Source organism: Bacillus sp. DE0042 (assembly GCF_007680225.1).
GTDB lineage: Bacteria > Bacillota > Bacilli > Bacillales > Bacillaceae_G > Bacillus_A > Bacillus_A wiedmannii.
The window spans coordinates 223,651-236,613 of the sequence record NZ_VEJP01000008.1 but is presented as its reverse complement, the minus strand read 5'-3'; the positions used below and the strand labels follow the sequence as shown (position 1 = coordinate 236,613).

Below are 12,963 nucleotides of genomic sequence, written 5' to 3'. Positions count from 1 at the left end.
ATTATTTTTTATTTATAATTATTGTTGATAATAATTATCATTTTCATTTAGATATTATATCCTCACTTTTTTTAAATAGCAAACTATTTTTTCACTTTGTTAAATATTAAAACACTTATTACAATTCCTTTCCAAAACTTACAAATACATGCAAAATAGACTACTGGCTTATTTTTAAAATTGTAGTATACTTAGTCATTATTTCGAGTTTTCTAACAAAAATATCGAAGGTGACACAATGTTCTATATAAAACAACTACTACACTTCACTTACGAGCAAGCATTATCTTGCTTATTCCCAGTCGTTATTTTCTTAACACTAGCCCTTTCAAAAATAGTTTCTATCCCAGGGTTATACCTCTACGATTTCATACTCATCGTATGTCTTCTTATGCAGTGGATTATGTACAAAACTGGACTTGAAACGAAAGATGAATTAAAAGTAATTACTGTCTTCCACCTCATCGGCCTTCTACTAGAAATATATAAAGTACATTTCGGTTCATGGAGTTATCCTGAAGAGGCATATTCAAAAGTTTTTGGAGTTCCGCTTTACAGTGGCTTTATGTATGCAAGTGTTGCAAGTTACATATGCCAGGCGTGGAGAAGATTGCATTTACAAATGCATCATTGGCCAAAAGCTATTTTTGCCGTGCCCTTAGGAGCAATGATTTACTTTAATTTTTTTACACATCATTTTCTATATGACTTTAGATGGGTATTAACTGTACTTTTATTCATCGTTTTCTTTCGGACATTTGTAGAATTTTCATTACGAGGCGTTACATATAAAATGCCACTCGTTCTCTCCTTTTTCCTTATCGGGTTCTTTATTTGGATCGCAGAGAACATCGCAACATTTTTCGGAGCATGGCAATATCCAAATCAACGGGAAGCGTGGAATCTCGTTCACTTAAGCAAAATTAGCTCCTGGTTTTTACTCGTTGTTATTAGCATTATGATTGTTACACAACTCAAACATTTGAAGGAGTCGAAAAGATAATGCTGATTATGTAAAAACAGTTAGCCCATCACTCATTAGAAAGTGATGGGCCCCTTTAATAATATTTTTTAAACTGTTCGTTATAGATTCCTCACAATTTACAAAAGCATACACAATCGTACATTATGAACTAGTACTAGCAGAAGAAGTTGCTGCAGATGAAGCGGCAATTGTTGCCATCATAGCTGCCTGTTGTGCCTGTATGAGGACTTCTATCATAGTTTGTAAACCTGTGTTAGTAGCTTTACTTTCCTCACCCTTCTGACTTACGAACAGCTGAATAGCAATAAGAATATTCGTATCTGTATGCCAACGGAGTAATTTCTCCCCCTGCAATTTTTCAATCAACGCTTTAATAGAATGAATCTCTTTTTCTCCATCCTCAAGTAACGCTAGTAGCCCGATAGCTGGATAATGCATCTGTTTCACTTTTACCTTTTCTTGTTTTAACAAATTCCATATGTTTGTACATGTTGCAACTAACATTTCTTCACTGACATCCTTCTTTAATGAAAGTATATGACTTAAAAATTGAAGATCGTTCCCTTTACGCAAGCCAGCTATCGCTAGTTTCTGATAAAGACGTTCCACTCGGTCCATAAGTACTTCTACATTCTCTGATTGTCCTGCTAGTAAAACCGCGAGCGGATAATCATTTGTACCTGTAAGAAAAAGATGATCCTCTTTCATCCGTTTGTATACTTGCATCGAACGCTGAATGTGTGTGCCATGCTGTTCATTTTCTTCTGTTAAAAGCACAGCTGCTGCGAGATAAGTAAATATACTTCGGCTAAAACCACCAACGACCAATTGTTCATATAAATCTAAAAACTTCCGAAAAGCTTCCTTGTAATCTGTAAAGTGAATATCTAAAGTTGCGGCCACTACAAAGCGATGATAAGACTTTAAGTATGAAAACATCCCTACCTGATTCTTAATATAACTACTAATTTCTAAAAAACGTCCGAGATCAAACAATTTATCACTACCTGCATACATAGCAGCAATCATCATTCCTGTTCGAGAATCACTCGTTTTCCATTTTAGTTCTCCCTTTAACTGTCCATATGTATGTGTATATTGTTCCAACTTCTGTTCTAATGTAATCATAGTATTCACCCCTATTTCTAGTTCTTCTCTATTATTATACTTATATTTCATACAGATTTTGCAACCTTATTTTTGTATTATCTTCAATATTTTTCTATTATGTAAAACAAAAATAATAACTATTCCTACTTTATCAGTATCACGATGCCAAGCGCTCATAATCCTTCAAGAAGTTCAACAACAAAAAAAGATAGATAATAAATTATCTATCTTTTTTTGTCTTTATATTATTTAACATTACACCTGTATTGTGAAAAATAAGATTGTAACTACTTACACCTCAATTTTCACAAAATATCTGTGATTTCGTTTTTCATATGCAATTCAAACTAAAGAGCCTTAATAATACGTTCCATTGCCTTCATTTGTCCAATATGATCTGCTTCATGATAAAGCATCATACCGTATAGCTCCCCTACTGTTTCCAATCCTAGAAATGGCTCTGGAAGTTTATTTTCAAATGCTTCTGCTGGAATTTCGTTAATACGTTTAGCTTGTTCTTTTAATTGAGCCGTTAACACTTCTAATGATGGTCCTTCTGTTTTCCATTTAGACGGTTTTGATCCATATCCAAACATACCTGGATATTCAGTTGGTAATTGTTTGAATTCTTTTCCAAACATGAAAACTTCTGCCGCTGTTAACACGTGACCAATATGCCAGCGAATTGTATTATTAAAACCCTCCGGCTGTGTATCTGCAGTTTTATCATCTAACGTTTCCATAAATTTAAGTAATGCCCCACGCGTTATTTCAAATTGTTTTAAACCAATTATTCTATTCATTTGATCGTTCCCCTTCTTCATGTACCATTTATTATGAACTAAGAATGTTCAACTTATTAAAGTTTCACCTTGTTTAATCTATCAGAAACAATGAAGAAATACATCTAATATGCTCAGTAAAAATAATAAAAAGGTTCGCCCCTCGTACATATAGAATTACTCACTACACAAATAGTTTAGTAAATAAAAGAGGAGTGTTCTTGCATGTTACATATTTTAAAACAACAATATAATCTTATTAGTTCTACAAGAGAAACTCTATTTTCGTTTTTGGAAGAAATCCCACTAGAAAAATTACATAGCACTGTTCCAAATTTCGGGAGCGGTAGCCTCATAAAGACACATATTCATGTAGCCGATTGCTATCGATACTGGCTTGGATCGTTCGCATTCAAGCAAAAACGGGCAGATTTTTCATTTGCTAGCGATTACGAAATTGAACATGCAGATATCGTAAAAGTCCGTGCTAGATTTAAGTTAGTAGATGAGACTGTACAACACTTTTTAGATGAATACAATGACCGTTGGCTCGAAAATATAGCAAATGAAGTGAAATGGCAAAAAGAACCTTGGAGTACAACACCGATATGGCTTTTAACTCATACAGAGACACATGAGTTTCATCATAAAGGACAAATTGTATCTATGGCTCGTCACCTTGGGTACACTCCTCCTGATACAGACCTTAGTTAATTCGATTATAAAAAAACTTGTTGATACATTTTGTTGTGTATAAAACTTTTATCATTTGTTTTAGGTATACCATATCATTATAAAATTCATGTAACATCAAAGTAAGACACATACTTTTCAAACAATACACAAAATAAAACTCTTCTTCCATGTAGAGCAAAAATATTTATATACTCTATCACCAAACTTAAGGAGAAATTTATAATGAGATTAGAGAGTGAAAGAATTTATTTAAGACCTCTTTGCGAACTAGATGCCCCAATTATATTAGAAAGTACGATGGATACAGAGATACGTTATATGACTGGAACCAAACCTACTTTTTCATTGGAACAAATAAAGACACATATAGCTCATATAAATAATGATTCGAGTCGCTATGATTTCGCTATTTGTTTACAAAGCAATGACGAAATGATTGGAGAGTTGTCGATTTTAGATATCGATGAGGAGAACAAAAGAGCAGGATTCAGAATATCAATGCTTTCAATAGCACTAACAGGACAAGGATATGGAACTGAAGCTATTACAATTGTTTTAAAATTTGTTTTTGAACAACTATATTTAAATCGGTTACAGTTAGAAGTATTTAGCCATAATTTACGCGGAATTAGAGCTTATGAAAAGATTGGGTTTGTAAAAGAAGGAACCTTACGTCAATCTTTATTTTATAACGATACATTCTCAGATGAAATTATTATGGCGATACTTAAAAGTGATTATAAAGATATGTCATTGTAAATAACTGTTCTTAAACTATTAACAACTTGAAAGAACCTTACCACACTAAAATGCAATAAGGCTCTTTCATTTTTATATCAAATAACAACTCTTAACTCATGTATTATATTAATACCAAATTGTCTCCGCATAATTATATGCATCACTATTCGGAATGGCATGTTTCCCTTGTGCTTGTGCCTTTCTTGGATCTAAATCATATACCATTGGCGTATAACATGATGTTTGCCCTTTATTCACAACACCATTTCCTCCAGCACTTCCGCAAGTATATGCCTTTCCATCGGTTTTTCTGACTATCCTTGCATCAGCTTCGTTATTATAAACCGCTGCACGAGTTACAGTAACCTTTGCCCACGCTGTTTTACACGTCGTGCTAAATTTTAATTCCACATATGAATTAGAATCAATCCACTTCTTTTCTTTCGTTACTACTGATTGATCACAGCTATTGTAGTAAGGGCTTTTCCCATCATATGAATGGTCTTCTGCAAATGCTTTATCATTATTCGTCGTACTAAAAACACTAGTTATGACGAGCAATGCCAGACAAAGACATGCGCTTACCTTTTTAAAAAGCTTCATAGAATTCCACTCCTTTATTAATAACGTCCAGTTTTCCCGTAACCATTATTAATCGTCACCGCTTCGGCATCAGCCGTATAACCAAAATCAGCAGTTAAATCAAATACCATTCCTGTATACGTGCTCGTTTGACCTGTTTTTATTGCTCCATTACCACTATTAGAGTCTACTGATTTTTGAAATACACCGTTTTTATATTTATTAATAACAGCGTAAGCATATATCCCTCCAGAAACGGAAGGTGCTGGTTGATCTAAAACAAGCTTAGACCATGCTGCGTGACATTTATTACTGTAACGTAAATACACTGTCCCTACTTTTTTACTACCCTCATACACCGCTGTAGACTTTGCATTAAATCCATCTGCATCACACGTTGTACTGCCTCCGTATACTTTCGTTGTAGCCGGATTTTTCCCGTCATAGTAACTACTTAAATCAGTAGCTGCAAATGTACTTCCTTGAAAACTAAATAATACACCTACACTCGCTACACTTAACACACATACTTTCATTAACTTTTTAAACATTGCAAATCTCCTCCCCAAAAATAAGTACGTATCATAAAAACAAGCTATACCGCTATGTAAGCCCTCCTTTCATGCTTCCTAGAGGCATCTTACAGAAACGGATAAACGTTGTAAATTTCCTTATGATTATTGGAATATACGAAGAATTTTACTTATCTGTCTAAGAAAAAAAGTTGAGAAATACACATTTTATAGCATTCTTTATTTAAAACATAAAAGAACCGATACTTGTTACATGCAAGCATCGGTTCTTTATACAAAATTGCCATTTTTTCTTTTATATAAAATAAATATTTCTCCACTTAATCTGTTGTAAAAAACTCCCTCGTCACATCAATAAATTGCTGCAGTGGCGCTGTCATCCATTTATCTTTATGCCAAGCAATTTGTGTATAAATCGGTGAAATTGCATTTTCTAAATGTAACTCTTTTATCGTTCCCTCTCGTATATCTTTTTCTACTACTATCGCGGGTAAAACTGCTATACCTAAATCTGCAATAACACATTGTTTAATTGCCTCGACACTAACGAACTCAATTTTATTTGCTGGATACACATCTTCTGTACGAAATAGCTCTTCAAATAAAGTTCTATACGAGCAACCGAGTTCTGTTAACAAAAGTGTTTCCTTCTCTAAATCTTTTGTAGAAACGGAAGTTTGCTCGAGTAAATAATGCCCTGAAGCAGCTACTACTTTTAATTCTTCTTTCATAAGCGGCTCCACATGTAAAGCATCTTCTGTTTTACATTCGTCCAAAATAAAGGCAAGATCGACTTTTCCCTCCATCAATTGTTCCCTCGCATCTTTATTGGAATGTGCTGGTTTAAATATAAGCTTTATTTGAGGAAATTGTGCTTTAAACCTCTTTAATATAGAAGGAAGTCTATATGTACATTGGCTTTCTTGCGCACCGATTATTAACGTACCTGCTATTTCCTCATCATCTTTCACAGCCATTTTTGCTTCGTTACTGAGTGCAATCATCTTGTCGGCATATAGTTGAAACTTTCTGCCTGCTTCAGTTAAAAAAAGACGTTTTCCTAATCTTTCAAATAACGGCGTACCTAACTCTGCTTCTAACGTTTTAATTTGCGCCGTTACACTCGATTGAGCAAAGTTTAATTTCTTCGCAGTTTGCGTAAAATTCAAAGTGTCCGCTGCTACTTTAAATGTAATTAATTGTTTTATCTCCATTTATCGTCCCTCTTTTCAATCGATATTCCCGATTGATTTCATCGAAATAATCCTCTTTGTCTATTGATATTTGTATTGTATGATAAAGAGCATCGACAAACAATACAAATGGAGGGATTCCATATGAAAGCACTTTGTTTCGAACAGTTCGGAAATCCGGATGTACTACAATATAAAGAAATACATGATCCAATCATAAATCCAAATGAAATTCTTGTCCGCACGAAAGCAATCGGTTTAAATTTCGCTGATATTTATAGACGCCGCGGTGATTATCATCTCGCTGGCAACCCACCATATGTATTAGGTTATGAAGGAGCTGGCGTTGTTGAAAAAGTAGGAGCTGACGTTACGAATATTAATCCTGGAGACCGTATTGCATTTGCTGATGTCCCATTTGCAAATGCAGACCTAGTTGCTGTTCCATCGGAGAAAGCAATTAAGCTTCCAGATTCTATCTCTTTTGAAACAGCCGCTTCTGTCTTATTGCAAGGTCTAACAGCACATTACTTAACGAAAGATAGCTATGAAATAAAACAAGGTGATATAGCTTTAGTACATGCCGCAGCTGGTGGTGTTGGGCAACTTCTTATTCAAATAATTAAACTACTAGGCGGAAAAGTAATCGGCCTAACTTCATCAAAAGAAAAAGCACAGATAGCTACGTTAGCTGGTGCTGATCACGTATTTTTATATACTGAAGCATGGCCTGCGAAAGTACTTGAAACAACAAACGGTGATGGAGTAAATGTTGTATATGAATCAGTAGGTTCTACATTAGAGGAAAGTTTTAGCGCAACTAAAACTGGTGGTACTGTCGTATTTTACGGAATGGCTGGTGGTAATCCTGCGCCCGTTGATCCGCGTATGCTTATGGATACTTCGAAAACTTTAACTGGCGGAGACCTTTGGAACGTGCTTACATCTTATGAAGAGAGAAAAGAACGCTCCTCTCAATTATTCGAATGGATTGCGACCGAAAAAGTAAAAATCACAAGTCCTACTACATTCTCTTTACGAGACGGTGCCCGTGCTCATGAATTATTAGAGAGCCGAAAAAGTACAGGGAAGATTTTATTAATTCCATAATCGTACTAATAAAAAAAGGAAGCTAGAATATATTTCTTCACTTCCTTTTTTAACGTTATTTATGTTCGATTTCGCTTCTTTTCAATTACCCAGTTATTTATATTTTTTCTGTCTATGCTTCTCTTTCTAGGCCCCTCATTTTTAAGTTTATATAATAAACAAATCTAAATATTAAAGGAAAAAACAAACCTCCAAATATCAACGATCCAATAAATACAGTATCAATAAAAGAAAAAACCAAAAATAATAGCATTCCAAAAAAATAAAATACAACTGCACTCCAATAAATAAAACGTGGAAACTTAGTTTGGAACGAATCACCTTTTTCACACGGTTTTCCAAATAACAAATGAACGAATTTAATCAACATAATCACTTCTCCATATAATTGTTAATATTCTTTTCTTCTTAGAACTGAACATAAATCACATACTATGTATCATTTTCTTTTAATTTTCCGACACCAAAGTTATTAACTATGTCGAATACGGTAGCCTTTTACTCATACATTTCATAAATGCAATAATATATTTTTATTTCAATACAAATCGTCTATCCCCTTTATCATGTTGCAATTCAAACAATACTGGATTACTAACAAATCTTTTTAGCAAAACATACGCCTCATAATCAGATATTTCATTAGGAATATTAATTCCACTAAATGATGTTGAGGTAATTAGTGTATGAAAATCATATTTAAATTCATAATCACCAATATACGCTAGTGCCAATTTCCCTTTCCATTCAATTTGATATGTCTGCCCTTCTAATCTAGTAAACTTAATATTATGAAAGGCTGACGCATCATGTCCAAGTAAATAAACGTCAAATGCAGTTAACTCTAAATCTAAGTCCTGCTGCTCATCTTCCGATAAACAATCAATTGCAAATCTCTTCCCATTTAGCGTATCCAAATTAAAAGGCGCCTCATCACTGCCTACACGAAACCCTTTAAAATCCCATTCTTCTGATGACAAAGTGCATCTATGGAAGTTGTTCCATACAATCTTAGCCTGCCAATCATCTTCTTCCTCATTCTCTTCATCTTCTTCATCCAAATCTTCCTCATCATAATCCGCGGTCTCTAAATGCAAATCAAAATACAAACCAGCCATACCATTTAACTCTTCTTCCTCAGCATATTTAAAATGTGCACTCCACTTAAAATTAACAATTCGATGACCATTAGGCCACGGGTTGTCCACAAAATATATTCGATCCATATTCACACATTCCTTACTTTGTTTTATTTCTCGTATACTTATTTTAGATTCCGAGATGAGATGAAATGTAAAGCTAGACTAATGTCCCTCCAATACACTACAAACTAATTTGTTGTTCCTACTCCCTAATTATACCATTACAATAATTTTCACAGTTCTTTTTTAACAGAATATTCCGATTATAGTTAATAAATGATATATTTAAAAATAAAAAGGAAGCTAGATTTCTCTACCTTCCTTTTCTTATTTTTATATTTCCACACTTTCTTTCCCTTTTGCAACGTAACTCATATCTCCAACAGACTCGACTGTGTATGTTCCGTCTTTATATACAACCTGGGTCACACTAGCATTTTCTACTCCAAGTTTTGTTTTGCTACTGTCTAACATTTCGATTAAGGTAGTAATCAAGAGCCCATGAACGACAACTAAAACATTACCGCCACCATTTGCAGCAGCTTCTTCACTAATTTTATCAATCTCTTCTTTTATACGAGTAGAAAATAATTCCCAATCTTCCGCCTGTTTCGTAGGGTCTGCTGCTCTAATAAGATTAATCACTTCTTGAATAGAAAACTTCATAAGTTCTTCTGGTGATGCAACGCCTGCAGCTTTTCCAACCACATCCCACATATTTTCAAGTTTTTCACCTTCAAAAATACCAAAATTTAATTCTCGTAATTTTTTTCTTTTCTCAAGTTTTAACTTTGATTGCTCACTATATTTTAATACTAAATTAGCAGTTTCAATCGCTCGGCCGCTATCACTACTATACGCATTCGTAAAATGAACATCTTTTAATCCTGTTCCTAAATTAGAGGCAACTTCAACACCTTTTTCTACTAACGGGGAGTCTGCCCAACCTTGCGCGCGATGATTCGTATTTAATATTGTTTTTCCGTGTCTTGTAACATATAACGTAACTACATTCTCATTGCTATCTGTTTCTCGATTCTTCATTCTATTCTCTCCCTTTACATTTCTATATCAATTTTACCACCTTAATTATTCATTGAGCAAAATATACGTAAGTGAATTTGCTAAATAAAAAAAGCTATCTTTCTGTATATCTCTACAAAAAGATAGCATCTTTTATGATTACATTTCTTAACTGATACTCCTACTCAGCAAAAGCACTCGAATATTGTACAATTCCTTCTACACCTTGCAGAGCGTTCTCACTTAACTCAATCACCATAAACACTTCATCTGGCACTTCAAATGGTGCTTTTATATTCCACTTACTCGCTTTCTTAAAACCAAATTTCGGATAGTACTCTGGATGTCCTAATACTACAACTGACCCGTATCCAAGTTCTTTCGCTTTTTCTAACGCAGCTCCAATAAGTTTTCCACCAATTCCTTTTTTCTGATGGCCCCTAGCAACTGATACAGGTGCAAGCGCTAATGATTCTACAGAAGTTCCATCCTGTTCTATCGTAATTTTGGATAACAGAATGTGACCAACGATTTCCTCATCTACTGCAACGATTGATAACTCTGGAATAAATGCGTCACATTCTCTAATACGTTTTACAAGTTCATGCTCTTTTTTATCACTAAATTCTTCATGTAAAAATGCTTGTTGTACAACTTCTTCTGTTTTTCTATAATCGTTTTTTTGTTCTTGTCTAATCGTTACCATTCTATATTATCCTCTATTCTTTCTTATTTCTTTTTGAATTTTACGAAGCGCTTTTTTCGATCCGCGCTCTATATCATGCTGTATTTTTCTTTCTTTATAATCGACAAATAGTGTATTTAAATCATATCCCTCTGGGTATAATTCCTTCGCCGCTACCTCTAACGTAATACGTTTTACATTCACTTCAACAAATTCACCGTTATAATATACAACGACGTTATAGAAATTATCTATTTCCTTATAGATGATACCAAAATCATCATAATCTAATAAATTTACACGATCGCCGATTTTGTACTCGTAATGATTTCCTCTTTTTTCTTGCACAAATTTCGGTTTTCTAATTTTGCTTTCATTCAGTTTTTCAAAACAATATTCTTTATTTTCCATGTACTCTTTCGCTCTTTTCAGTACATGTTCTCTTACGTTCATTTTATTCGCAATCCAAAGTGCATTACTTTCACCTGATTTTCCAATTACTAATTTATAAAGTGGCTCTAGTGTTTCACTATTGAATTGCATTGCTGCATTCATAAAATCATCGTGCATTTCTGAGAAGCGCTTAATTTCACCGTAATGCGTACTCGCAACTGTAATACATCCTGCAAGATAAAACTCCTCTAAAATAGAAATTGCAAGTGCTGCCCCTTCATTCGGTTCAGTCCCGCTTCCTATCTCATCAAATAATAGTAGCGTATTATTATTTGACATCCTCATAATTTCAGATAGATTTTTCATATGAGATGAAAATGTACTTAGTGCATTTTCGATACTTTGATTATCACCAATGTCTACAAATACATTTTCGAAAATCGCAATTTCTGTTTCTTTATCTCCAGCAATATGCAAGCCTGACATTGTCGCTAAAGTTAATAATCCGATTGTTTTTAATACAATTGTTTTCCCGCCCGCATTTGGTCCTGTAATAATTAAACTACGGTAGTTTTGACCAATTTCAAAGTGTAACGGTACTACTTTTCCACTTAAAAGCGGATGCTTACAATTTACTAAATGAATGTAGCCATGATCATTTAACTTCGGCTCTATTCCATCAATTGATTTACTAAATTTCGCTTTCGCAAACACCATATCATATTGGCTAATCAATTCCATATTAATTTTTATATGATAAATACTTTCTACTACCATTCCTGATAAAGTCGCTAAAATTTGATACTCTTCCATCGCTTCTTCTGCTTTCAAACTAGCGAGTTCCGCATTTAACTTTGTAACCGTGTGTGGTTCTATAAATACAGTAGAGCCTTTAGCGGACGCTTCAACTATACTTCCCGCAACTTGATTTTTATAAGAAGATTTAATTGGAATCGTATACCGATCATCCTTCTTACTAATAAAGAACTCTTGAATATACTTCTTATTTGCACTACTATTTAAAAACTTCGTTAAACGTTCTTTTATTTTCCCATCTACTGAATCTATGTTATTTCGAATTCGTTTTAACTCTTTACTCGCAGCTGCATCAATACTATTGCCTTTAATGGAAAAGTTAATTTCCTCTTCAATACTTTTAAATTCAGTCATTGAATTTGCATAAGAAGCTAATACTGGCGCAAAAAATTCTTTATCTAACATAAATTTTTTAATCTTTCTACAGCCGCGTAAAAAGTCTGAAACACTTACTAACTCTTCAGGGTCTAAAATCATCCCTTTTTCTAATTTTTGAATTGTACTAGCAATATTTGAAATGCCAAAGAAAGGAACATGCCCTTCTGCATCTACTATAGCTCGTGCTTCTGTCGTTTCATTCAAGCGATTCCTCACTACTTTTATACTCGTACTCGGTTCTAATTTATTTAATAATTCTTTACCTAATCCACTTACACAATAAGATTTCACTATATCCTTTAATTCGTTATATTGTAACTTTTCAAAAGTCATCGTATTCATTTTGTTTCTCCTCACTATGATTGATTTATATCATAAATGAAGATACCTACTCATTAGATTCCAATGAGTTCTACATTATTCAATTACCATTTTTACACATTAAAAACGTATACAAAAAAGCTGCGGGGATACCGCAGCTTTTACATTTACAAGGCAAGTGTAATAATATATGAGGAAATAAGCCATAAAAAACAGATGGCAATCCCCTTATTACACGCTTTATAAAGTATTGTAGGTATCTTCATAGGTTTCGAAATAAATCCATGACAAAATTAGGGGTATGATGTACATAAAAATCCCCTGGTCTTATCCGATTTATTTCATTAAATTTTTCCTATTTAGTACCTACCGCACTCACAAAAAGCACCTCTCATTAATTTATATTATAGTCATTGAAATCTAATTTATTGAAATCATCATACTATATGTTTTGTGAGAAGTAAAGGTGTCAA

The 12,963-nt window shown here is 33.8% G+C and carries 14 protein-coding genes; 4 read left to right on the top strand and 10 right to left on the bottom strand.

Annotation, left to right across the window (positions count from 1 at the left end):
* Positions 1-238 precede the first annotated feature (238 nt).
* Positions 239-1,003, top strand: coding sequence for a DUF817 domain-containing protein (locus FS802_RS25625; protein WP_144525562.1), 765 nt, complete (start codon positions 239-241; stop codon positions 1,001-1,003).
* A gap of 123 nt (positions 1,004-1,126) precedes the next feature.
* Here FS802_RS25625 and FS802_RS25620 read toward each other — a convergent pair whose 3' ends face one another.
* Together FS802_RS25620 and FS802_RS25615 are read right to left on the bottom strand one after the other, a co-directional pair.
* Entirely contained in the window at positions 1,127-2,164 is a 1,038-nt protein-coding gene (locus FS802_RS25620; RefSeq protein WP_144525560.1) for a DUF4003 domain-containing protein, read from the bottom strand.
* 278 nt (positions 2,165-2,442) lie between these two features.
* Positions 2,443-2,919 (bottom strand): DinB family protein, encoded by a 477-nt coding sequence (locus FS802_RS25615; RefSeq protein ID WP_117616448.1) that lies wholly within the window; start codon positions 2,917-2,919, stop codon positions 2,443-2,445.
* A gap of 183 nt (positions 2,920-3,102) precedes the next feature.
* Here FS802_RS25615 and FS802_RS25610 point away from each other — a divergent pair, with 183 nt between their 5' ends.
* Complete coding sequence (locus FS802_RS25610; protein WP_078183034.1) at positions 3,103-3,591, top strand: DinB family protein; 489 nt, start codon at positions 3,103-3,105, stop codon at positions 3,589-3,591.
* Between the two features lie 204 nt (positions 3,592-3,795).
* A complete protein-coding gene (locus FS802_RS25605; protein WP_078183033.1) occupies positions 3,796-4,332 on the top strand; it encodes a GNAT family N-acetyltransferase in 537 nt (178 codons plus the stop codon).
* A 108-nt stretch (positions 4,333-4,440) separates the two neighbouring features.
* On the opposite strand, the gene FS802_RS25600 is transcribed toward FS802_RS25605, so the two are convergent.
* The 3 genes from FS802_RS25600 to FS802_RS25590 form a co-directional block, all read right to left on the bottom strand.
* On the bottom strand, positions 4,441-4,917 hold the full coding sequence (locus tag FS802_RS25600) for a DUF2690 domain-containing protein (protein ID WP_078183032.1): 477 nt from the start codon (positions 4,915-4,917) through the stop codon (positions 4,441-4,443).
* A gap of 17 nt (positions 4,918-4,934) precedes the next feature.
* Entirely contained in the window at positions 4,935-5,447 is a 513-nt protein-coding gene (locus FS802_RS25595; protein WP_000473756.1) for a DUF2690 domain-containing protein, read from the bottom strand.
* A gap of 302 nt (positions 5,448-5,749) precedes the next feature.
* Entirely contained in the window at positions 5,750-6,643 is an 894-nt protein-coding gene (locus FS802_RS25590) for a LysR family transcriptional regulator (protein ID WP_064475953.1), read from the bottom strand.
* A gap of 123 nt (positions 6,644-6,766) precedes the next feature.
* On the opposite strand from FS802_RS25590, the gene FS802_RS25585 reads away from it, so the two are divergent.
* Entirely contained in the window at positions 6,767-7,732 is a 966-nt protein-coding gene (locus tag FS802_RS25585) for a quinone oxidoreductase family protein (protein WP_078183030.1), read from the top strand.
* A gap of 112 nt (positions 7,733-7,844) precedes the next feature.
* Here FS802_RS25585 and FS802_RS31785 read toward each other — a convergent pair whose 3' ends face one another.
* The 5 genes from FS802_RS31785 to FS802_RS25560 form a co-directional block, all read right to left on the bottom strand.
* Positions 7,845-8,102, bottom strand: a complete 258-nt coding sequence (locus FS802_RS31785; RefSeq protein WP_078183029.1) for a hypothetical protein — start codon at positions 8,100-8,102, stop codon at positions 7,845-7,847.
* Positions 8,103-8,265: 163 nt separating this feature from the next.
* A complete protein-coding gene (locus tag FS802_RS25575; protein ID WP_078183028.1) occupies positions 8,266-8,958 on the bottom strand; it encodes a hypothetical protein in 693 nt (230 codons plus the stop codon).
* Between the two features lie 249 nt (positions 8,959-9,207).
* Positions 9,208-9,918, bottom strand: a complete 711-nt coding sequence (locus FS802_RS25570) for a histidine phosphatase family protein (protein ID WP_064475955.1) — start codon at positions 9,916-9,918, stop codon at positions 9,208-9,210.
* A gap of 160 nt (positions 9,919-10,078) precedes the next feature.
* A complete protein-coding gene (locus FS802_RS25565; protein ID WP_078183026.1) occupies positions 10,079-10,603 on the bottom strand; it encodes a GNAT family N-acetyltransferase in 525 nt (174 codons plus the stop codon).
* A 6-nt stretch (positions 10,604-10,609) separates the two neighbouring features.
* Entirely contained in the window at positions 10,610-12,511 is a 1,902-nt protein-coding gene (locus tag FS802_RS25560) for an endonuclease MutS2 (RefSeq protein WP_078183025.1), read from the bottom strand.
* Positions 12,512-12,963 lie beyond the last annotated feature (452 nt).